At 58.3% G+C, this 22,598-nt stretch carries 17 protein-coding genes, 1 other RNA gene and 1 pseudogene; 9 read left to right on the forward strand and 10 right to left on the reverse strand.

Going from position 1 to position 22,598, the window contains the following annotated elements; all coding sequences use genetic code 11:
• Window positions 1-119: 119 nt before the first annotated feature.
• Window positions 120-2,036, reverse strand: a complete 1,917-nt coding sequence (gene dnaK / locus MHH62_RS20130) for a molecular chaperone DnaK (protein ID WP_014719959.1) — start codon at window positions 2,034-2,036, stop codon at window positions 120-122.
• Window positions 2,037-2,138: 102 nt separating this feature from the next.
• Window positions 2,139-2,699 carry a nucleotide exchange factor GrpE gene (grpE, locus tag MHH62_RS20135; protein WP_003194215.1) on the reverse strand — a complete coding sequence of 187 codons (561 nt, stop codon included), beginning with the start codon at window positions 2,697-2,699 and terminating at the stop codon, window positions 2,139-2,141.
• A gap of 254 nt (window positions 2,700-2,953) precedes the next feature.
• Between grpE and recN the strand changes: the two genes are divergently transcribed.
• Window positions 2,954-4,627, forward strand: a complete 1,674-nt coding sequence (recN, locus tag MHH62_RS20140; protein WP_003194217.1) for a DNA repair protein RecN — start codon at window positions 2,954-2,956, stop codon at window positions 4,625-4,627.
• An 85-nt stretch (window positions 4,628-4,712) separates the two neighbouring features.
• Here recN and fur read toward each other — a convergent pair whose 3' ends face one another.
• Window positions 4,713-5,117 (reverse strand): ferric iron uptake transcriptional regulator, encoded by a 405-nt coding sequence (gene fur / locus MHH62_RS20145; protein WP_003194220.1) that lies wholly within the window; start codon window positions 5,115-5,117, stop codon window positions 4,713-4,715.
• 98 nt (window positions 5,118-5,215) lie between these two features.
• On the opposite strand from fur, the gene MHH62_RS20150 reads away from it, so the two are divergent.
• On the forward strand, window positions 5,216-5,743 hold the full coding sequence (locus MHH62_RS20150; RefSeq protein WP_019817954.1) for an outer membrane protein assembly factor BamE: 528 nt from the start codon (window positions 5,216-5,218) through the stop codon (window positions 5,741-5,743).
• A gap of 307 nt (window positions 5,744-6,050) precedes the next feature.
• On the opposite strand, the gene MHH62_RS20155 is transcribed toward MHH62_RS20150, so the two are convergent.
• Window positions 6,051-6,353: an RnfH family protein gene (locus MHH62_RS20155; protein ID WP_339231732.1), complete on the reverse strand. Its 303-nt coding sequence runs from the start codon at window positions 6,351-6,353 to the stop codon at window positions 6,051-6,053.
• A complete protein-coding gene (locus MHH62_RS20160; protein ID WP_003194226.1) occupies window positions 6,346-6,780 on the reverse strand; it encodes a type II toxin-antitoxin system RatA family toxin in 435 nt (144 codons plus the stop codon). The genes MHH62_RS20155 and MHH62_RS20160 overlap by 8 nt, the downstream gene beginning before the upstream one ends.
• A 167-nt stretch (window positions 6,781-6,947) precedes the next feature.
• Here MHH62_RS20160 and smpB point away from each other — a divergent pair, with 167 nt between their 5' ends.
• Entirely contained in the window at window positions 6,948-7,430 is a 483-nt protein-coding gene (gene smpB, locus MHH62_RS20165; protein ID WP_014719962.1) for an SsrA-binding protein SmpB, read from the forward strand.
• 27 nt (window positions 7,431-7,457) lie between these two features.
• Here the strand turns inward: smpB and MHH62_RS20170 are convergent, their stop codons facing one another.
• Window positions 7,458-8,225, reverse strand: coding sequence for an FCD domain-containing protein (locus tag MHH62_RS20170; RefSeq protein WP_014719963.1), 768 nt, complete (start codon window positions 8,223-8,225; stop codon window positions 7,458-7,460).
• Between the two features lie 251 nt (window positions 8,226-8,476).
• Between MHH62_RS20170 and MHH62_RS20175 the strand changes: the two genes are divergently transcribed.
• The 6 genes and pseudogenes from MHH62_RS20175 to MHH62_RS20200 form a co-directional block, all read left to right on the forward strand.
• Window positions 8,477-10,171, forward strand: coding sequence for a lactate permease LctP family transporter (locus MHH62_RS20175; protein ID WP_020301770.1), 1,695 nt, complete (start codon window positions 8,477-8,479; stop codon window positions 10,169-10,171).
• Between the two features lie 70 nt (window positions 10,172-10,241).
• Window positions 10,242-13,052 carry an FAD-binding and (Fe-S)-binding domain-containing protein gene (locus tag MHH62_RS20180; RefSeq protein WP_339231734.1) on the forward strand — a complete coding sequence of 937 codons (2,811 nt, stop codon included), beginning with the start codon at window positions 10,242-10,244 and terminating at the stop codon, window positions 13,050-13,052.
• A 136-nt stretch (window positions 13,053-13,188) separates the two neighbouring features.
• Window positions 13,189-13,467: a hypothetical protein gene (locus MHH62_RS20185; protein WP_003194233.1), complete on the forward strand. Its 279-nt coding sequence runs from the start codon at window positions 13,189-13,191 to the stop codon at window positions 13,465-13,467.
• A 94-nt stretch (window positions 13,468-13,561) separates the two neighbouring features.
• Window positions 13,562-13,958, forward strand: a transfer-messenger RNA (tmRNA) gene (ssrA, locus tag MHH62_RS20190).
• Between the two features lie 314 nt (window positions 13,959-14,272).
• Window positions 14,273-14,845 (forward strand): hypothetical protein, encoded by a 573-nt coding sequence (locus tag MHH62_RS20195; protein WP_294363109.1) that lies wholly within the window; start codon window positions 14,273-14,275, stop codon window positions 14,843-14,845.
• A 293-nt stretch (window positions 14,846-15,138) separates the two neighbouring features.
• A pseudogene (locus MHH62_RS20200) lies at window positions 15,139-15,618 on the forward strand (integrase arm-type DNA-binding domain-containing protein); the annotation flags it as partial.
• A gap of 19 nt (window positions 15,619-15,637) precedes the next feature.
• Here MHH62_RS20200 and MHH62_RS20205 read toward each other — a convergent pair.
• From MHH62_RS20205 to MHH62_RS20220, 4 genes are read right to left on the reverse strand one after another with little or no spacing between them, the layout of a single operon-like run.
• Entirely contained in the window at window positions 15,638-16,591 is a 954-nt protein-coding gene (locus MHH62_RS20205) for a PD-(D/E)XK motif protein (RefSeq protein WP_294168074.1), read from the reverse strand.
• Window positions 16,584-18,902: a Z1 domain-containing protein gene (locus MHH62_RS20210; protein WP_294168071.1), complete on the reverse strand. Its 2,319-nt coding sequence runs from the start codon at window positions 18,900-18,902 to the stop codon at window positions 16,584-16,586. Before MHH62_RS20210 ends, MHH62_RS20205 begins: the two co-directional genes overlap by 8 nt.
• Entirely contained in the window at window positions 18,902-20,920 is a 2,019-nt protein-coding gene (locus MHH62_RS20215; RefSeq protein WP_294168068.1) for an ATP-binding protein, read from the reverse strand. The genes MHH62_RS20210 and MHH62_RS20215 overlap by 1 nt, the downstream gene beginning before the upstream one ends.
• Window positions 20,917-22,581, reverse strand: a complete 1,665-nt coding sequence (locus MHH62_RS20220; protein WP_339231737.1) for a DNA cytosine methyltransferase — start codon at window positions 22,579-22,581, stop codon at window positions 20,917-20,919. The genes MHH62_RS20215 and MHH62_RS20220 overlap by 4 nt, the downstream gene beginning before the upstream one ends.
• Window positions 22,582-22,598: the final 17 nt, after the last annotated feature.

A 22,598-nucleotide genomic window follows, 5' to 3' on the forward strand; every position in this document is an offset into this window, starting at 1 on the left:
CCGAGCGTTGTCGCATGCTGTAAAAATTCGCATACCCCAGACACGCCAACGCGGGAGCAAGCTCCCGCGCGGCGACATCCTACCAGTCACCGCTTGTGCGCGGTCAACCGGGCGACAACTTACTTGTTGTCTTTAACTTCTTCGAACTCAGCATCGACAACATCGTCGTGCTTGGCTTCAGGCTCTGCTTGTTGCGCAGCGCCGTCAGCCGGCTGGCCTTGCTCGGCGTACATTTTCTGAGCAACTGGCGCGGAGACTTTCGACAGCTCCTCAACCTTGGCTTCGATGGCAGCCTTGTCGTCGCCTTTAATGGCGGCTTCCAGCGCAACCACTGCCGCTTCGATTGCGGTTTTCTCTTCGTCTGTCACTTTGTCGCCAGCATCAGCGATCATTTTGCGCGTCGAGTGAACCAGCGCGTCACCCTGGTTACGGGCGCCTGCCAACTCTTCGAACTTCTTGTCGGCTTCAGCATTGGTTTCAGCATCACGGATCATCTGTTGAATTTCTTCATCAGACAGGCCGGAGTTGGCCTTGATGGTGATCTTCTGCTCTTTGCCGGTGGCCTTGTCTTTCGCGCCGACGTGCAGGATGCCGTTCGCGTCGATGTCGAAGGTTACTTCGATTTGTGGCACGCCACGTGGTGCTGGTGGAATCTCAGCCAGGTCGAACTTGCCCAGGGACTTGTTCTGTGCGGCTTGCTTACGCTCGCCCTGCAGCACGTGGATAGTCACGGCGCCCTGGTTGTCATCGGCAGTCGAGAACACCTGAGATTTCTTGGTAGGAATCGTGGTGTTTTTCTCGATCAGCGCAGTCATCACGCCACCCATGGTTTCGATACCCAGGGTCAGCGGGCTTACGTCCAGCAGCAGCACGTCTTTCACATCACCGGCCAGTACCGCACCCTGGATGGCAGCACCCATGGCAACGGCTTCGTCCGGGTTCACGTCTTTACGGGCTTCTTTGCCGAAGAACTCGGTGACCAGCTTCTGAACCAGTGGCATACGGGTCTGACCGCCCACCAGGATCACGTCGTTGATCGAGCCAACGTCGATACCGGAGTCTTTCAGCGCGATGCGGCAAGGTTCGATGGTGCGCTGAACCAGGTCTTCAACCAATGCTTCGAGCTTGGAACGCGAGATCTTCACGTTCAAGTGCTTAGGACCGGTAGCGTCTGCAGTGATGTACGGCAGGTTCACGTCAGTCGACTGAGCGGAAGACAGCTCGATCTTGGCTTTTTCAGCGGCTTCTTTCAGGCGCTGCATGGCCAGCGGGTCACCCTTGAGGTTCATGCCGCTTTCTTTCTTGAATTCGTCAACGAGGTAGTCGATCAGACGAATGTCAAAGTCTTCACCACCCAGGAAGGTGTCACCGTTGGTGGCCAACACTTCGAACTGGTGCTCGCCGTCAACTTCTGCGATCTCGATCACGGAGACGTCGAACGTACCGCCACCCAGGTCGTAAACGATCACGGTGTGGTCGCCCTTGGCCTTGTCCATACCGTAAGCCAGCGCGGCTGCGGTTGGTTCGTTGATGATACGTTTTACATCCAGGCCCGCGATGCGGCCGGCGTCTTTGGTAGCCTGGCGCTGGCTGTCGTTGAAGTAGGCCGGAACGGTGATCACCGCTTCAGTCACGGCTTCACCGAGGTAGTCTTCGGCGGTCTTCTTCATCTTTTTCAAGATTTCAGCCGAGATTTGCGGCGGCGACATTTTCTGGCCGTTCACTTCAACCCAGGCGTCACCGTTGTCGGCCTTGGCGATTTTGTAAGGCACCATCTTGATGTCTTTCTGTACGACTTCTTCGTCGAACTTACGACCAATCAGACGCTTTACCGCGTACAGGGTGTTGTGCGGGTTGGTCACCGCCTGACGCTTGGCCGATTGACCGACGAGGATTTCACCGTCGTTGGCGTAAGCGATGATCGACGGAGTGGTACGTGCGCCTTCGGCGTTTTCAATAACTTTTGCAACGCCGTTTTCCAGCACGGAGACGCAGGAGTTGGTGGTCCCCAGGTCGATACCGATAATTTTGCCCATGATTTACTCTCCCGAAACTTGAATTTGGTTGCCGCAGCAGTTTTGGCTAACTGCGGTAGCACTTAAACGCTTGACTTATAAATGGGGGCCTTGCGGCGAATTTCAAGCCTGCTCATCAATAGAAGGTGCAACGGGTGCAGGAGCCTTGCTCACCACCACCATTGCCGGACGCATCAGGCGACCGTTGAGCTGGTAACCCTTCTGGAACACCTTGATCACGCTATTAGGTTCCAGGTCATGGCTTTCTTGCATGGCCATGGCTTGGTGATGTTCAGCATTGAACGGCTCGCCGGCTTGCGGATCGATAGCTTCCAACTGATAACGCTTCAGGGTGTCCTGGAACATTTTCAGGGTCAGCTCGATGCCTTCGCGCATTGGGCGGATGTTTTCATCGTCCGGGTTGGACAACTCAAGACCACGCTCCAGGCTGTCGATGATCGGCAGCAGGTCACCGGCGAATTTTTCCAGCGCGAACTTGTGAGCCTTCTCTACATCCTGCTCGGCACGGCGGCGGACGTTCTGCAGATCGGCGGCAACACGCAACGATTGATCCTGCGCAGCGGCCAATTGCTCTTCGAGCACTTGCACACGTGTCGCCAGTTCATCACCGGCAGCCGAATTGGCGTCTGGAGTTTGCGTATCCTGCGTCTGTTCGTCAGCCATAGATTTCTCCTTTCAAAATCATGCGCGAACTCAACTCGCGCTTCTGCTCCGGTATATGGGGCCACAATTTTCAGGTTCAAGGGCGCAGGCGTTACCAAAAGTCTTTCGATTGACCTGGATCATTTCCTTCACGCTCATTCCACATCGCGCTAAAAAAATTAACGACTCAAGCAAATCGAGCTAAGTGCCAGGATTGTCAGGCCTGAACAAAACACTGTATAAATAACCAGACCTAAAGCCTGGGAGCGGCCGTCATGCTCGTGCACCTGTCTGTACATAACTACGCCATCGTTGAACATCTGGATCTTGAACTGGATCGCGGGATGAGCGTAATCACAGGCGAAACCGGCGCCGGCAAGTCGATCATGCTCGACGCCCTCGGCCTGACGCTTGGCGACCGCGCCGACAGTGGCGTGGTACGCCCTGGCTCCGACAAGGCCGACATCCTGGCCACCTTCGACCTGGCGGACATCCCTGAAGCCGAGGCATGGCTGGCCGAGCGCGACCTTAATAATGAAGGCCCCTGCATTCTGCGCCGGGTGATCACCGCCGAGGGACGCTCGCGCGGCTATATCAACGGCACGCCTTGCCCACTGGGCGACTTGAAAGCCCTGGGCGAATTGCTGATCGATATCCACAGTCAGCACGAACACCAATCCCTGTTGAAAACCGATACCCACCGTCGCCTGCTCGATGAGTACGCCGGCGCCACCGATCTTTCCCGGCAAGTTCAACTGGCCGCCCAACGCTGGCGCCAGACACGCCAGGAACTGGAACGCCTCTCCAACTCCGGCGACGAACAACGCGCCCGCCACCAGTTGCTCAGCTATCAACTGGAAGAGCTCGAGAGTCTGGGCCTGGGTGAGACAGAACTGGAGCAACTTGAGCAGGAACACAAGAACCTGACCAACGCCGAGACCCTGCTGGGTATCTGCCGCCAGGTCGTCGAGCAATGTAGTGAGAGCGACTCCGGCAATGTCCTTAATGCACTGACCGCCAGCCTCAACCGCCTGTCCAGTGTGAACAATGCTTCCGGCTCACTGAGCGAAGCGACCACCCTGTTGACCAGCGCGCAGATCCAGGTTGAAGAGGCCGTGGGCGAACTCAATCGTTTCCTGGACCATTTCGACGCCGACCCAGCTCGCCTGCAGGAAATAGAAGAACGCCTGGACACTATTTATACCCTGGCTCGCAAGCATCGAATCCAGCCGACAGAAGTCGCAACCATGCAGCAGAAACTGCTGGATGAAATCGAAACACTCAACGCGAACGACGAATCCATCGAACGACTGGGCGAGGAGCTCGCTTCGTTTGCCCGTCATTACCAGGAAAAGGCCCGGGAGCTGAGCGCTCTGCGCCAGCAGGCAGCTACTAGCCTGGCAAGCGCCGTTGAGCTGGAAATCCAACGCCTGGGCATGCCAGGCGGGCGCTTCACCATCGAGCTGCATCCCAACGCCAGTCAAGAATTGCAGCCCCATGGGCTGGAGCACGTCGAACTGCTGGTGAGTGCCAACCCCGGCCAACCGCTCAAGGCCCTGGCCAAAGTGGCCTCCGGCGGCGAACTCTCGCGGATCAGCCTGGCGATCCAAGTGATTACCGCCCAGACCTCACGCGTACCCACCCTGGTATTCGATGAAGTGGATGTGGGCATTGGCGGGCCGACCGCAGAAATTGTTGGCCAATTGCTGCGTCGCCTGGGGGATCGCGGCCAGGTGCTTACGGTGACCCACTTGCCGCAAGTGGCAGCCCAAGGGCATCAGCACCTGTTTGTGCATAAGGTGCGCGGTAGTGACGCGACACACACCGCCGTCTCCAAGCTGAACAAGTCGGAACGGGTGGAAGAAGTGGCGCGGATGCTCGGCGGTATCGACTTGACCAAGGAGTCCTTGGCTCACGCGAAAAAAATGGTGGTGGCCGCGAAGGCCTGAAGCGATATTTTCCACTCTATAGAAAGCACGAAGGCGACCCGAGGGTCGCCTTCAATCGTTTCGCAAAGCAAAACTGCGTCGATTTTTACTTTTTCTTACGGATGTACAACACGAGATTATGGTCGACCAAATCGAACCCATGCTCTTCAGCAATTTTGTGCTGCAGCGCTTCGATTTCAGGGCTGGTGAACTCGATAACCTCATTGGTATCCAGATCAACCATGTGGTCATGGTGACCACCGTCAGCCAATTCAAACACCGCATGACCGCCGTCGAAATTATGACGAACCACCAGCCCTGCGGCTTCAAACTGGGTCAGTACACGGTAGACCGTGGCCAGGCCGACGTCCTCGTTAGACTCCATCAGCGCCTTGTAAACATCTTCGGCACTCATGTGGCGCTGCTCAGCAGAATCGAGCATTTGTAGAATCTTGACTCGTGGCAGAGTCACTTTGAGACCGGCTTTGCGTAGTTCGCTATTTTCAACCATGGTTAGCTTTCTCGCGGATGCTGCTTCGCAGCTTCTCTTAATACGGGTATGATCGGCGTTTACGTTGTCCCAGCCAAGATAGTGGAAGTCGCCCACCGATGCAAAACACCAAGCTCTTGCTAACCAGTTTCACCTTTGTGGGACTGCTCGCACTCGCCGGTTGTTCATTCCCCGGGGTTTACAAAATCGACATCCAGCAGGGCAATGTCGTCACGCAGGACATGATAGACCAGTTACGCCCGGGAATGACCCGACGGCAAGTACGGTTTATCATGGGCAATCCCCTGCTGACCGACACTTTCCATGCCGATCGCTGGGATTATCTCTACAGCCTGCAGCCTGGTGGCGGTGAACGCCAGCAGGAGCGCGTCAGTGTCATCTTCAATGGCAATGACCAGCTCGTGAGCCTGTCCGGTGACTTCATGCCCGGCGTAAGCCGCGATGAAGCCTTGCTGGGCAAGGACAGCGGCACCAACGTGACCGCACCTGCGCAGGAAGCTGAAAAACCAAAATCCGAGGTACCGGCCAAGCCTGGTTCGTTGCTGGACACCATCCAGAAAGACATCGACAACGTGGAAACCGTGCCCGTCCCGACGCCTGAGCCTCTGGACACCAGCCCGCAATAATTTTGCGCTCGATAAAAAGCCCGGCATGCCGGGCTTTTTGTTGCCTGCCATTTACATAGGCATCTCTACATAACCTTGGTGCGACGCTGAACCTGTGGGAGCTGGCTTGCCTGCGAAAGCGAACTGACAGTCAACCAGGATCCTGGATCAGATCGAGTACATATCCGCTATCGGAACCGCCCCCTTCCACATTTGGATCGCGGGGATCAGGTAGATATGCGCCGGCTATCAGGGCGTCATCGCAGGCAAGCCAGCTCCCACAGTTGGATCGCGGCGCTCCAGATAGCTAGGCTGCCACTTGGCAAGCTCAAGAATTCGTTTGCCTGGCCAATGCCGCCTTGGCCGCGCGCAACCTGCGCACCTCTTTAGGGTCGGCCAGCAAAGGCCGGTAGATCTCAATACGGTCGCCCGCTTGTACGAAACGCGCCCCGGCATCCACGACAACCTTGCCAAATATACCCAGCGGGCAATCAGCCAGATCAACGTCAGGAAAATGCGCCGCTATTCCCGACGCCCGCACCGCCTCGCGCAAACTAGTGCCTTCAGCCACCTTTACCCCCAGCAACACCTGGCGATCCTCAGCGGCGAACACCACCTCAATCTCAACCATGCAGTTGCTTGGCGCGCTGACAGAACGCGTCCACCAGGGTATTGGCTGCTTGATTGAACAAAGGCCCCAACGTCGCACGAACAATCGGCCCGGCATAATCAAACGAAAGATCCAGGCTGATCTTGCAGGCCTTGTCCGTCAGCGCCTTGAACACCCACACACCGTGCAGCTGGGTGAACGGCCCTTCCTGCAGGTTCATTTCGATGGACTGACCCGGCACCAGCACATTACGCGTCACAAAATGCTGGCTGAGGCCGCCCTTGGCCACCCCCACGCTGGCAACCATGTGCTCGTCACTGCTCTCCAGAACCTCGGCCGTCGAGCACCAAGGCAGAAACTCCGGGTAACGCGCCACGTCGTTGACCAGGTCATAGAGCGCCTGCGCCGGGTAGGGCAACAGGGCCGAACGTTGAATATGCGTCGTCATGTGAGCGTTACTTCCACTGCTTAAGGCAAACATCGCGAAAGAACAGCCCAATCCGCGAGAGAAAAAAACCAAAGAACTGCCCGCATTGTCCGGGATTCGTCCAACTCGCTCAAGCACACAGGTTGACCGTAGCCGACACGCTCGCAACTCCCTATAATGCCGCCCCTATGGCTAAACAAAAGAAACACCCCACAGGGACCATCGCGCAAAATAAAAAAGCGCGACACGATTACTTCATCGAACATCGGTTCGAGGCTGGTCTGGTCCTGGCCGGCTGGGAAGTAAAAAGTCTGCGTGCCAGCAAACTGCAGCTGGTCGACAGTTATGTGCTGCTCAAGGATGGCGAGGCATGGCTGCTTGGCAGTCATATCACTCCGCTGACCACCGCGAGCACCCACGTGATTGCCGACCCGGTGCGTACGCGCAAGTTGTTGCTCAATGCCCGCGAGCTCGAAAAACTCGCCGCAGCCGTGCAGCAAAAAGGCTACGCGTGCGTCTGCTTGTCCTGGTACTGGAGCAAGCACCTGGTCAAATGCGAGATCGCATTGGGCAAGGGCAAGAAGGAATACGACAAGCGCGACACCGAACGCGAGCGCGATTCCAATCGCGAGCTGCATCGCGCCGTGCGCAACAAAGGCAAGGAAGAGTAATCCTTGTGACGGTGTAGCCCAGGCGGGCTACATCCCTTTGCGCCGCTCCGCCCGAGCCACGCGTTGAACCTCCTGACGCACCTCCTCCAACACCTCCTGCACATACAGCAGATGCCGTGTCGAGACTTCGCGCGCCTGCTCGGCCCGCCCCTCGATGATGGCCAGGTACAAGTCCCGATGCTGATTGATCAGCATGTCGCGGGTCTCAGTACGCTGCTGGTACATGCCACCAATATTCGTCACCACGTTACGCTTGAGCAGGTCGAACAGCCCGCGAATGGTGTGCAGCAACACGGCGTTATGACTGGCTTCGGCAATCGCCAAGTGAAACCTTGCATCCGCAGCACCCTCCTCCACTCGGCTCACTTCGTCGGCGCGCGCATAGCAATCCTGCAACGCCTCAAACGCTGCGGTCAGCCGTTCACGGTCAACCTCCGTGGCGCGTAACGCCGCGTAATAAGCACACGAAGCCTCAAGGGTCTGGCGAAACTCCAGCAGATCGCGCTGCGCTTCGGGATTGCTTTCCAACAAGTGCAACAGCGGATCGCTGAAGGTCGAACCCAGGGAGTCCACCACATAGTTGCCACCGCCCTGACGACTGACCAACAACCCCTTGGCCGCCAGTTTCTGAATCGCCTCACGCAACGACGGGCGCGACACACCAAAGCGCTCGGCTAACGCGCGCTCGGCCGGCAAGCGCTCGCCCGACTTCAGCGTGCCCTCGAGAATCATCCCCTCAAGCTGCTCGACAATATCGTCAGACAAACGGCGCTGACGCACCTGATCAAACCCCATAACTCACTCTCCACCATCCCGACCACTCGCCGGGGCCCCTATTCTGGCCTATCGACGTGCCGGCAGCACCTATCAGAACGCCTTCAATTTCGCCGATCAGAACACCCCGCCTACCGACTTACGACCAAAGTTTCGCAGGCGGCAAATTGACACACCCCTGCCCAGGCTCTTAATCTAGCCCACAGCGACTGTAAATTGGTATTACCAATTAACCAAGCTCACCAAACAACAACAATCAGGGGCCACCCCATATGCAAACCTGGCAACAGCTTTACAGCCCACTCGGCAGCCTCGGCCTGTCCGCACTGGCCGCCGTCATTCCTATCGTATTCTTCTTCCTGGCGCTGGCCGTGTTCCGCCTCAAAGGCCATGTAGCCGGCAGCATCACCCTGGCCCTGTCGATCCTGGTCGCCATTTTCGCCTTCCAGATGCCCGTAGACATGGCACTGGCTGCGGCCGGTTATGGTTTTGCCTACGGCCTGTGGCCCATCGCCTGGATCATCGTCGCGGCTGTATTCCTGTACAAATTGACGGTCAAGAGCGGCCAGTTCGAAATCATCCGCAGCTCCGTTTTGTCGATCACCGACGACCAGCGCTTGCAGGTGTTGCTGATCGGTTTTTGCTTTGGTGCCTTCCTGGAAGGTGCGGCCGGTTTTGGCGCGCCCGTGGCGATCACCGCCGCGCTGCTGGTAGGCCTGGGTTTCAACCCGCTGTACGCCGCCGGCCTGTGCCTGATCGCCAATACCGCGCCTGTGGCCTTCGGCGCATTAGGCATTCCGATCATTGTCGCAGGCCAGGTCACCGGTATTGATGCGTTCAAGATTGGCGCCATGACCGGCCGCCAACTGCCGCTGCTGTCGTTGTTCGTGCCGTTCTGGCTGGTGTTCATGATGGACGGCCTGCGCGGCGTTCGCGAAACCTGGCCGGCAGCCTTGGTGGCGGGCTTGAGCTTTGCCGTCACCCAATATTTCACCTCGAACTTCATTGGCCCAGAGCTGCCGGACATCACCTCGGCACTCGCCAGCCTGATTGCCCTGACGCTGTTCCTGAAAGTCTGGCAACCCAAGCGCACCGCAGGCGCACAAATTGCCGGCGCCACCTCCAGCGTAGCGGTCACTTCCAGCGCCGGCGGCTTCGGCTTGCCACGCAACACCGTGGTTTCGCCCTACAGCCTGGGGCAAATTTTCAAGGCATGGTCGCCGTTCCTGATCCTCACCGTACTGGTGACCATCTGGACTCTCAAACCCTTCAAGGCCCTGTTCGCCGCGGGCGGCTCGATGTACGGCTGGGTGTTCAATTTCGCGATCCCGCACCTGGATCAACTGGTGGTTAAAGTCGCGCCCATCGTGACCAACCCCACCGCCATCCCGGCCGTCTTCAAGCTGGACCCGATATCTGCCACCGGCACTGCAATCTTCTTCTCGGCACTGGTCTCCATGCTGGTGTTGAAAATCGACGTCAAAACTGGTCTTACCACTTTAAAAGAAACCTTCTTTGAGCTGCGCTGGCCGATCCTGTCCATCGGCATGGTGCTGGCATTCGCCTTCGTCACCAACTACTCCGGTATGTCCTCGACCATGGCCCTGGTTCTGGCTGGCACCGGTGCTGCCTTCCCGTTCTTCTCTCCATTCCTTGGCTGGCTGGGAGTTTTCCTGACAGGCTCCGATACCTCATCCAACGCCCTGTTCAGCTCACTGCAAGCCACTACCGCGCACCAGATCGGCGTCAACGACACCCTGCTGGTAGCCGCGAACACCAGCGGTGGCGTGACCGGCAAAATGATCTCGCCGCAATCAATCGCCGTGGCCTGCGCCGCCACCGGCCTGGTGGGCAAGGAATCCGACCTGTTCCGCTTTACCCTCAAGCACAGCCTGTTTTTTGCCACCATCGTCGGGCTGATCACCTTGGCGCAGGCGTACTGGTTCACCGGTATGCTGGTGCACTGAGACCTGCACGTAATAGGGTAAGAATCGACGCCGGGGCACCCTTCCGGCGTCTGCTATTTCTGGAGGACCGATGAGCCTGCCTGCTGCTTTCCTGAGCGACGTCGCACAACTGATCCCGCAAGATCGTCGCTTCGACGATCCACTTTCCACCCTCGCCTTCGGCACCGACGCCAGCTTCTACCGACTGATCCCACAGCTGGTGATCCGTGTGGAGTCAGAAGACGAAGTGGTAACCCTGCTGCAACTGGCCCAGCGCGACCGCGTGCCGGTGACCTTCCGTGCCGCAGGCACCAGCCTCTCGGGCCAGGCCATCAGCGACTCGGTGCTGATCGTGCTGGGTGATAACTGGAACCACCGCGAAATTCGCGGGCAAGGCACCCAGATACGCCTGCAACCGGGTGTGATCGGCGCCCAGGCCAACGCCTGGCTCGCACCGTTCGGGCGCAAGATCGGCCCGGACCCTGCGTCCATCAATGCTTGCAAGATCGGCGGTATCGTCGCCAACAACGCCAGTGGCATGTGCTGCGGCACGGCGCAAAACACCTACCACACCCTGGCGGGCATCCGCCTGGTGCTGGCCGATGGCAGCCGCCTGGACACCGAAGATGCCGCCAGCGTGCAAGCCTTCCGCCAGTCACATAGTGCACTGCTTGAACGCCTGGCCCTGTTGGGTCGCGAAACACGGGCAAATACTGAGCTGGCGGCAAAGATCCGCCACAAATACCGCCTGAAAAATACCACCGGCCTGTCACTCAATGCCTTGGTGGATTTCGATGACCCGCTGGATATCCTCAGCCACCTGCTGGTCGGCTCCGAGGGCACCCTGGGGTTTATCAGTGCGGTCACCTACGACACCGTGATCGATCACCCCAACAAAGCCTCGGCGCTGATCGTCTTCCCGGATGTCGAAACCTGCTGCAACGCCGTCACCGCGCTGAAAACCCAGCCAGTCTCCGCCGTTGAACTGCTGGACCGACGCAGCATGCGCTCGGTGCAGGACAAACCAGGCATGCCTGCTTTCGTGCAGCACCTATCGGAAAACGCCTGCGCACTGCTGATCGAATCCCGCGCCGCTTCGCCATCGCTGCTGCACGAACAACTGACGCGGATCATGGCGTCCCTGGCGGCGTTTCCCGTGGAGCAACAAGTCGACTTCACCGAAGACCCACTGGAAAACGCACGCCTGTGGGCGATCCGCAAAGACACCTTCCCCGCCGTAGGTGCCGTGCGCAAAACCGGCACCACCGTGATCATCGAAGACGTGACCTTCCCGGTCGAACAACTGGCGATTGGCGTGAACCGCTTGATCGCACTGTTCGACAAACATCACTACGACGAAGCCATCCTTTTCGGACATGCCCTGGAAGGCAATCTGCACTTTGTGTTCACTCAAGGCTTCAACAGCAGCGAAGAAGTCGCACGCTATCAAGCGTTCATGGACGACGTCGCGCAACTGGTGGCCGTGGAGTTCGGTGGCTCGCTGAAGGCTGAACACGGCACCGGCCGCAATATGGCCCCTTTCGTCGAACTGGAATGGGGCAGCGACGCTTATCAACTGATGTGGCAGCTCAAGCGCCTGCTCGACCCCAATGGCATCCTCAACCCCGACGTGGTGCTCAGCGAAGACCCGCAGATCCACCTCAAACACCTCAAGCCGTTGCCCGCCGCTGATGAGCTTGTGGATAAGTGCATCGAGTGTGGCTTCTGTGAGCCGGTGTGCCCGTCAAAAGGCCTGACCCTGAGCCCGCGCCAGCGCATCGTGATCTGGCGCGACATCCAGGCAAAAAAACGCGCAGGCGTGGACACTACCGAACTGGAAGCGGCCTACCACTATCAGGGCATCGACACCTGCGCCGCCACCGGCTTATGCGCGCAACGTTGCCCTGTAGGCATCAATACCGGCGACCTGGTGAAAAAGCTGCGCAGCCGCGCAGCCGACCGTACGAAAACCGCCGACTGGCTCGCCAGCCATTTCGCCACCGCACTGCAAGGTGCGCGCTTTACCCTGCACGTCGCCAATGGCGCACGCATGCTGCTGGGGGCTCCACGGCTGGCCAAGCTCTCGAGCACGCTGACCAAGCTGTCCAAAGGGCAAATACCGCAGTGGACCAACGCCATGCCACAGCCCGAAAAAGCCATCCGCTTCAGCCCAGCGGTGACAGACGCGCGCCCGCGCGTGGTTTACCTGGCCGCCTGTGTCTCCCGCGCCATGGGCCCGGCAGCTGGTGATAAAGAGCAAATATCGCTGTACGACAAAACCCGCCAGCTGCTGGAAAAAGCCGGTTACCAGGTGGTCTTCCCCGACAACCAGGACAGCCTCTGCTGCGGCCAACCCTTCGCCTCCAAAGGCTACGCCGAGCACGCCGAACACAAACGCCAGGAACTGATCGGCGCCCTGCTCCACGCCAGCCGCGGCGGCCTCGACCCGATCTACTGCGACACCAGCCCCTGCACCCTGCGCCTGGTGCAAGAGTTGGGAGAAACGCGCCTAGACCTCTACGACCCCGTGCGCTTTATCCGCACCCACCTGATGGACCGCCTCGACTTCACACCCCAGGAAGCGCCCATCGCCGTGCACGTCACCTGCAGCACCCAACACCTGGGCGAGAGCCAGGCCCTGATCGAACTGGCGCGACGCTGCGCAAAAACCGTGGTGATCCCCGAAGGCATTCATTGCTGCGGCTTTGCCGGCGACAAAGGCTTCACCACCCCGGAACTCAATGCCCACTCCCTGCGCTCACTCAAGGACGCCGTGCAATATTGCAGCGAAGGCATCTCCACCAGCCGCACCTGCGAGATCGGCCTGAGCCAGCATGGCGGCATCGACTACCACGGCCTGGTCTACCTGGTAGACCGCGTCACCCGCGCCCGCGCCCACTGACCCGGCAAAAAAACCGAACCCTCGCGCACCGGCGCAGTCATCTGCATAGGCCTCGACAAACGAGGCCCATCAGTGATGTCGCTGGCAGCGGTTGCACGCCAGCAGCGTCGAGCCCTTTTGCGCAAGGAGACACCCTATGAAGCGTTCCGCTCTTGCTGGCTTGTTCATGACCGCTGCGATGCTCGCCTCCCCCGCTTTCGCCGCCAGTGACAAAGACCTGTGCCAGATCAACCTGGACAAAATCAACAACGGCAAAGCCCTGCTCGCCACCGACACCAGCGGTAAAAGTGGCGAAATAGACACCGCCGTCTCCCAGGCCAAGGCCGCCCACGCCGCAGGTGATGAGAAGAAGTGCATCGAAATCACCTCCAAGGCCCTGCAAGACCTGCAGAACAGCGAGAAAGGCGGCCAGTAAGCGAGAGGGCCAACCTTCGGGTTGGCCTTCGCTGACGTTTTGGCGTACACTGCACAGGCTTGTCACTCACTAAGAAACAACGAGTTACAAGCACGGGGCCGTTTAGGATTCGACGCCGGTCGCGAAACTTTAGGTGCATGCCGAGTTGGTAACAGAACTCGTAAATCCACTGTTGCAACTTCTTATAGTTGCCAATGACGAAAACTACGGCCAGGAATTCGCTCTCGCTGCGTAAGCAGCCTTAGCCCTGAGCTTCTGGTACCTTCGGGTCCAGCAATCACCAGGGGATGTCTGTAAACCCAAAGTGATTGTCATATAGAACAGAATCGCCGTGCAGTACGTTGTGGACGAAGCGGCTAAAACTTACACAACTCGCCCAAAGCACCCTGCCCTTCGGGTCGCTGAGGGTTAACTTAATAGAAACGGCTACGCATGTAGTACCGACAGCGGAGTACTGGCGGACGGGGGTTCAAATCCCCCCGGCTCCACCAATTGAACGAGAAAAGACGTCCTTGGACGTCTTTTTTTGTGTCTGGAATCCAGTGAAAAATAAGTCCGTGCCCTTTTCCAGCCCCCTTTTCCAATGTGGGTGGCTAGGCAAATGGAGCATACCGACTGGCTGATGATCGGCCGAGTGTCCAGACGCAGGATGCCCGCGGCAGATAAAGCGCCGGTGACCGCGCCGAATTAATATGGGGTCACGGTATTGACAAAAAGGGCCTAGAAGCACTTTAATTCACTCGGATCGCGTTGTCCCCGAAAAGGCAGCGCTGTAATTGGCAATTACTAAAACATAGGTGCATCTATGCGCTCTCGCTATCGCGACGACCTTCCGAAATATTCTGATTTCTTCCAAACTGTATACGATGAGCAGTACAACGTCGGTGCACTGGAAGCGCACTATTCCATTCTCTCCCTCCCTCTATTTATTGCGCCTGAAGCGCCCATTAAACTGCAGCGTATTGCCGTTGTTTGGGACCGCGATCATGATGATCGAATTATTGCTCTTCTCGAAGCAGCATTCTTCGCTGACTTGATCGCACCATGCGTTCTATATGCTTTGGAGCACAAGGGTTTTGTGGCGGTCATCGTCAATGGAGACTACGACGAAGCCGAGAGAGACCGAAAAACCAGGATCTGGCAAAAAATTTGCGACAATGTAATTACCGATGACAAGTTTAGCGTGAAGGTCATGCTCGAAGAAGAGTACCTCCTCGACCTGAAGAAAAATCTGCAAGACTCATTCCGTAACTACTTTCAGTATATTGACGATGCTTGGGCGCTGGGGCCAAACGAATATCGGCACCGTAGAGAGGCCAGCAGTCCCTCAAGTGTGCTCGCAAATGGTGTACGCCCAGGTCGGCGGTCAAGTTTCTGAGTGAAGGCTTTATACCAACCTTGACGCTGGATGGCATGTAGATAGCAGTATGTAGGGGTTCAGATCGCCCCTGCCAATTGAACGAAAAAAGACGTCTCTGGACGTCTTTTTTTGTGTCTGGAATCCAGTGGATACATGGGCTTCAGTGCTTACGGGGGCTTTGGAAAGTCTCGGAGTTCCACCCGCGTTGGTATCTCGGACTGCCAAATGCTGTTTTTCAGGATACTAAAACCGTGCTGAGGTACCCCATACCTACTAAAGCAACCCGCCTCTCCGATCTCTAGCTCAAGGCCATCAAAGCAACTGGTAAAAATTTCGGAAATGGCTTGTAGCTTCGAGTACGCGCGAGCGGCTCGATGATGTGGAGTTTCAATTACCGCGAGCCCCAGACCAGAAACCGTAAAAATATGGCGCTTTACCTCTCGCGAGCCAACGCCTGGAAGAAAGCTGCGCAGAGGCGCGTAAACTTCTCGCTTTGGACACTGATCCCAAAACCCAGCGTGATGAGGTAAGGCAAGCCAAGCTTGCTTAGACTGAACGCACTTTCGAGAAGGTGACCGCCGCCTGGTTCGAATTGAAGAAGGATTCCGTCACACCTGCTTATCCCGAAGGCATGTGGCGCTCGCTCAAACTGGACGTTTCCCAGTTTTGAAGACCCCCCCCCTCGCGAAAATCACCGTGCCGATGGTGATCGGGTCGCTTCGTCCAACGAAGCGAAAGGCAGCCTGGAGACGGTCAAACGTTTTAGCCAGCGGCTAAACGAGATCATGACCTAAGGCGTCGGGTGACGCGTTAGGCGGTTAACAGAACTTCCTGAACCTCCGATATATCGAGCGACGGCAGGCTGCCGACATTGATGCTGTACCTAACGCCTGTCACACCGAGTGGCGGCACGTAGTCATCGGGGAGTCTGGGGAAGCTACCTGCAACTTCGAAGACATGGACATCGCGGAATGTGAACCGGAGGAGTGCGCCTGCCTGTCGTAGGCCCTCGTGCCAACCGAGTTGTCCTAGGCGTGAATCGAAAACATCTAGCGCACGCCCATCGGATACCAGTTTCTCTCGAATTTCATCGACGCGGTCTGCCAGTGTTTCGTCGCCACCAAGACTGCGCTCCAACATGACGCTGACAAACAGGAGGCGCTTGTCGGCGGGCGCCTTCAACTGATCGAAACGAGATATTTCGTGCTTCGGTTCCGATCGAGTAGTGGTTTTCACTTCGACGTGGACGCCCTGTCCGACGAAATCATGACGTTCGCTTTCAGGACCACTCCAAAGGTGGCTGACGCGAGGACCGATGGACGGGAGCAGCACGTTGGACAGCACCCAGAGTTCGCCGAAAAGACCGATCTGCTCAGCCGCGCTAAGGTCCGGTGCGAGCGGGCGCAATGCCGCACGCATGTCGTCGATGATGCGTTCAACCGAGACAGCAGGATCGCGGCCTTCAATGCGGATAGCGTGGAGGACCTTGTTGGCTACCAGCGTAAGCAGTTCTTCGTGATGGCTGCGTGCGGAAACGTCCAGCCAAGTGTGTCCGCCCTCCAGGATGCGGACTTGAAGACTCTGCAGGTCCGGCGGCAGGTTTTGTGGGGCGACATCGATGGCCAGCAGCAGGTGCAGGCGTCCGTCGTCTGACACTCCGATCAGCGCTGCTTCCAGGTCTTCGGCTGCCTGTTCGTAGATGTCCTCATACGGAAGCCGCTGCTCGCGCAGACTTGCCCAGCGGTCCTGCGTGATCTCAACCATTGCGTACCCCACGGTTCACGACAAGCCGTTGTTCGCCGTCCGCAGTGCGAGGCAGAGAAAGTGCGAGGCCCAGCACTGCCTGTGTTGGCGCGCGGAGCGGCTCGGGATCCAGGGGGTAGAGCAGGAGCAAGCCCTGCTGCGCGGGTCGCTCCTCGCGCATTGCCCGTGCATTGAAGCCTGAGCCAGCGCGGTAGTTCCCCGGCCCGCCATGCAGGTCGACACCTTCATGGCGTGGATCGATCAAGATGCCGATCGACTCGTTGGCCTGCAAAGAACGTCGAACAAGGCCGAAAGGCCTTCCGCCCAGAAGTACCTGTCGTTCCCGCTCCGGGTTGGCTACGAACACGGTCCAGTTCGTCAGCTCCCCCGCTTCAGTTCGCTCCAGGATCCAGTCGGCAATCTCTGCGCCCAGAAATGCAATGCTGTTCGGGTGTCCCTCATAACGCCTAAGGAACAGTGCGATGTCCTCGGCCGGCACATCGTGTGCTATGGCACCGCCGTGTGCATCTTGTGTCGGGGGGTGCTGTCGCAGTAGGGCGGACGCCAAGTCCAAGTTCCGTTCCAGCAGTTCCCGGTCCTGCATGGGAAACAGAATCGTCTGCGGGTTTTCGCCAGACCATGACCGCGCATCATCCGCCTGCATCCTGCTCTTGTTCTTGCTGGTAAGGAGGAGCTTTGAATGGGCGCGCATCCGGATGGCCATCTGGTCAGGCCTGCGGCCGGCCTTGTTCAGTGCCGTGATGGAGTTACGCAGGGATTCTTCGACCAGCGCCAGCTCCACAAACCACTGAGCGATGCCTTCGGTTGTCCAGATGCGGATCAGGTCTTCATAGCCTGTCCTGAACCCATACCAGCGGGCCATCTGAAGCAGAGCGTCTGCCAGTGTTGTAGTGCGCAGGAAGTATGCGATCGTGAGCCCCTCAAGCGTCAATCCGCGCGACAGCCGATTGCCGCCCACTGCAACGAGCTGCCGTCCAGGCTTCGCGTCGTATTCCAGTTCGTCGCCCGTCGTACTGTTGAGCACAACGACGACCAGACGAGCCAAGTTCGTCACGGCCTCTTCCATTAGAGTTTCTTCGCTGCAAGGCAAATATACCGGTCCCAACCCTGCGAGCGTTGACCGGAACATCTGTTTGAGCACGCCGGGTTCGGCGCTCTCATGATGGAACCAGTTGCGGATCTGTTCCTGGATCGCCTCTCCAATGCGCATCTGGTCCTCCTGGAGCCGGGATACGTGCACGAGCATCGTGTTCGGCTTACCCACCTGGCCGCGCTGCAGTCTGATAGCGCCAACAAGTGCAAAGGTCAGCAGGGCATCGGCGAGCGACTGGGGAAGATCCAGCGGTCCCCGGACAACAATCGCCTCGCTCCTTTTGCGCGGCTTCGGCTTCAGAGCCTTCACATCCGCCGAGCCTACAGGGCGCAGTACATCGCGGCCCTGCGAACTGACACCGAAAAGCTCTTCCGTTCCCGTGTAGCCGTCCGGTCGCGGAAGCTGCACGACGAAGTCCTTGGGGAATAGGTCTTCGCCGACCTGGCTGTCGCTGGCGTCTGGGTCGATAAGGATGTTGGCGAATGGCGTAGCCGTGTAGGCGATGTATGTGGCCCGCGGAATCTTTTTGAGAATGTCGCGAATCAGGGCGTTGGTCAGTGACGGGGCCGTGTCGTCATCCGATTCGGTGTCGGTGTCGATACTGGGGTCGCGCCGATTTCCGCGTGTATTGATTGAGGCCTGATCGGCTTCGTCATCGATGAGAAGAACAGGTACATCAGCAAGCCGGCCTTCGAGTTTGCCGAACCACTGGTTGAGCCGTTTCAGGATCGGCGTGATCTTCTTCGCGACGATCAGAACGGTACCGGTCGACGCGAATCCGTCGGCCACCTCCGGCTCACGAAAGTCTGAAGTTTCATCGGTCAGCGTGATCCAGTCGACGCCGGTCCCAGCCAGCTCCAGATCCAGGCGCTTCTGCGTCTGGTTCCGAAGTGAGTCGTGAATGCCTGAAAGAACGATGATCAGACGGTAGCCGACATCGGCCGCGCGCGCTGCCACAGCCGTGAAGTTGGCGGTCTTGCCGGACTGAACGTATCCGACGACCAGACCGCGACATTGGAATTCAGGACGACCTACCGGTGTGGTCTTCGAGATGATCCGCAGTGACTCTTCCGCGACCGAAGCAATCTGGTGTGGCTTCCATTTGGGCTGGGCTCGCAGATAGGCTTCATGCCGGGACCAGTTGGTCCAGGCGGTTGCGTCAGTCCACAGGGCCAGCCTGGGCTTCAGTGTAAGGTGAAGCGGAAGCCGGACCTGCATCAGGCCTTGTCCGACAGCTGGTCCGGGACACCGGCCGTTTCCAGTGCGCGAAGGAATTCAGACAAAGCCGTCTTGGCCTCGGCATCTTTGTCGATGAGCTGCACGAGCGTCACCAGCGTCGGCATCAGCGGCGTGACCTCGACTTCCTCCCCCTTGAATCCGGTCTTGCGCTGCCATGGCTTGTCGCCGCTGCTGACAAGGCGTATTGAAGTTTTGTCCTTCTTTGCAGCCGGGGCCGGAGCAGGCGCCGCCACGGGGATGCCTCCCTCTGCTGTAGTTGCAGGCAGCAAGCCGCCTGGCGCTGGCGTGCCAGCCGGCGACACAGTCTTGCCGCCTCCTCTCGGAGTCGGCGCAGGTTTTTCCTTCTTGTTGTACCGGAGGCGGGCTGCTGCGCGAGGGGCCTTGATCAGGTCTCCGAGGGGCTTGGTGATCGCAAAGGGCAGGCGAATGAGCTGCTTGCTGATATCTACCTGCAGTTGCTCATCTGCCAGCCTATCGAAGTCGACTGCGACACGAATCAGCTTGGTGTGCTCATCCTTGGCGAAGAGATCTTCCCAGCCGCCCCATTTGATAAGGCGGTCAAGACGATAGAAGTAAAGGCCCTGAGCATCGTTTGCGCGGCCATTCAGGGTGTGGCGGTCGCGTTCGACGCGTTGCTCCAGCGGCGGCAGATCCTTGATGTACTCGTCGAACTCTTCCTCGTTTGGCGTGACGTACGCACGAACATAGAGGACAGGCATCTTGTCCGGGGAGGCGCAGGGAAGCTCGATGCGATGCTGGTCGTACTCTTTCGTCAACGGGTGCCCCATGGGGTTATTGGCACACAGAACCTCATCGTTCAGCCGTATGACAACCTTCTCGCGCCCCCGCGCCTTGCCTTCAAGGTAACGGTGGAAGACCAGTTCGAGGTGCGACTTGATGGCAGCGAGTTCCTGCGCGTAGGGAGAATCTGCCCTGCCTCTTGCAGGCTCCATCGAGGGGCGCATCTGTGTGAGCAGCACGGCCGTGCCCGAGTCGCCGAGATTCACTGCCGAGGTATGCTCGGGTGCTACCGGATCGCTCAGAAGCGCCCAACGGCGCGTCTTGGCGAGATGGTCCTTGTCCCAGGTGAGTGTCGTGCTCTCGTTTCCGGCAACTTTCGATACTACCGTCAGTCGATCGGCCTGGGACCAGGCCGCCCCCTTCAGCCCATAGCCAAACTTGCCCAGATCGCCGTCGTCATATTTACGCTGGTGCCCGATCTTCATGGCGTCGCGCAGACCCGATGGAGTCATGCCCGTGCCGTCATCGCGAATGCACATCCACCGACCGCCCGCGTTGGGGCTCGGAAAAGTGATGTCGATCTCCCGAGCGCCATGCGACAGGCTGTTGTCCACCAGATCGGCGACGGCGCTGGGCAGGCTGTGCCCAGCACGTGCCAGGATATTGAAGAGACCGAGCGGGTCCGGTGCAGCGTCATCATCGTTGCCGTTGTTGTCGTTTTCTTTTGGTGACGTCACGGACACTGTTTCTGCCTCCTTGAATAGCTGCGGGAAATGCTCCGAGAGTACTGCCTGGCAGTGCTGGCCTTCATCACCATACAACGCGATCATTGCGGATTTGCCGAGACGAGTGCTCTCTCCATGGCCGAGGATCGAAGAGCAGGCTGGGTGGTCCGCAGGGATGACAACCCAGGATGCATTGGCCGGGGTGGTCGAGGCGTCAACCACCATTGCGAACAGAACGCCTGGGTCGACGAAACTGTAGAAAGAGCTTTTCGGGCAATCGCCTTCGAATCTCCAATTTTTGTGCTGCCGCTTGAGCCATGAAGCAATCTCAACCACGGTAACTTCGTCTTCGAGACGCCGGCAGGTGATTGCGATGGTGTCAGGGTTCTCTGCTGAAGGAAAAACCCTGTTGACGACGTCCAAGTCGAAGTTGATGGAACGCTGCTTGGCGCGTTCCTTCCCCTGACGACGGTACTCATGAAACATGCCGAGTTCGGAATGAGTCAGCAGTCGGAGAATGGTGAACTTCACTTACTGCCCTCAGTAGTCTTGATTTGTGATTGCTCCAAATCGAACAGTGCTACACGCATGTCCATTGTCTCCGGTGCCCCCAAGCACTCCCGCATTCCACGAGCGATCGCATATGCAAAGAGCGGTGGCACGGCATTGCCGATCTGCTTGAATGCTGGATTCATCGATCCCTTGAAAACGAAACCGTCAGGAAATGACTGGAGCCGCGCAGCCTCACGGACGGTGATGGTGCGTGCCTGTTTCGAGTCGAAGTGGATGTGGGAATATGAGTCCTTGCCAAGATGAGCCATCAGCGTACGTACCGGGGCGTCGGGGCGGAGCTTCCACCACTTGTTCGGAAACTTTCCCGGGTCATACGGGATGCGCCAGGACGTAATGTATGTGCTGACGTCTGCGTTTCTCGGGTCGGTGGGCAACCCGAGTATCCTTCGGTCGGCAAGCCAGTTCGCAATTTTCTGTTCTACATAGGCATGCACCTGCGGGTACTCCCAGCCAGGCTGAATCTCGGCGAAGATCTTGTAGTCGCGCGGCAGATAGCGAAAAACATGGCCAGTCGTAGACTTGGTCGCAAATCCGTGCCACTCCCGCATCAGCCGCGAATAGGCATTCGACGGCTTTTTTGCTGTGTACTCTACAGGTTCTGACGGGTCTTTCGCCCCGCGACGAATGGCACCCGAGCGAAGCATTTCTTCAGCGAACAGGTGCGGCAGATCTGCCAGCGCATCAGAGGCCGATGTGGCCGCGGGAGAGTCGGGAGCTGGATCGGGAATCCAGCGGTGGTGCGCTGAGCCTTCGGCTTTGATAACTCGCCTCGCAGCATTCTTGGAACTGGTATAGCCGGATGGCAGAACCAAGTGGTGCGTTGGCACCGGAAATTTTGGCTTGATGCCGGTAGAACGATGGAAGCCTACCAAAATCATGCGTTCCCGCATCTGCGGAACGCCGTACCAGACGGAGTTCAGCAGTGTGTAGGCTACGTCGTAGCCTTCTTCGGCAAGGCTTTTGGAAACGAGCTCGGCAACATTGGTGCCGCCATGGTTGAGGATGTCTGGCACGTTCTCCATCAGAAGCGCAACAGGCTTTGTCGCTCGGATGAACGCAACGTAGCGTTCCCACAGGCTGACCCGCCCATCCACCAAGAAAGCTTCGTCTGCGGTCACCTCTTCGCGCAGGCGGGCCTGTTCGCGGAGCTTAGCCCGGCCTACACGGGCGAACGCCTGACAGGGTGGCCCGCCGACGAGAACATCAATCTGGCGGTCCGTTGCACCCAGCAGCCCGAGATCGCCGAAGACAGTGTCAGCGGTTTCGGTTACCGCGTCGCGCGGGGCGTGGTGCGCTTCCTTATCGCCCCCCACCGAGTGCGAGCCAAAGTTAGCTCCGTGCGACTTCGCAGCCCACGGGTCCATTTCGATCGATGCGACCGGTGTAAACCCGGCGGTCAGGAAGCCAAGGGATATGCCGCCACAGCCTGCGAACATGTCCATGTAGCGGATTTCGCCATTTTCCTGAATACGCTGCAGTTTGCTGCGTATCAGCTCGTCGTCTGGGGTAGAGGCGCGGGAATTCTTGCCAGTCGAGGGGGACAGGTCTGCAGCCTGGGCAATGGGCTTTTCGTAGGTATTGCTGGGCTGCGATTTGCGCAGCTCGGTCTGGATGGACATCCGGTATCTCTCATAGG

This window comes from Pseudomonas sp. FSL L8-0168 (genome assembly GCF_037976155.1).
In the GTDB taxonomy this organism is placed as follows: Bacteria; Pseudomonadota; Gammaproteobacteria; order Pseudomonadales; family Pseudomonadaceae; genus Aquipseudomonas; species Aquipseudomonas paracarnis.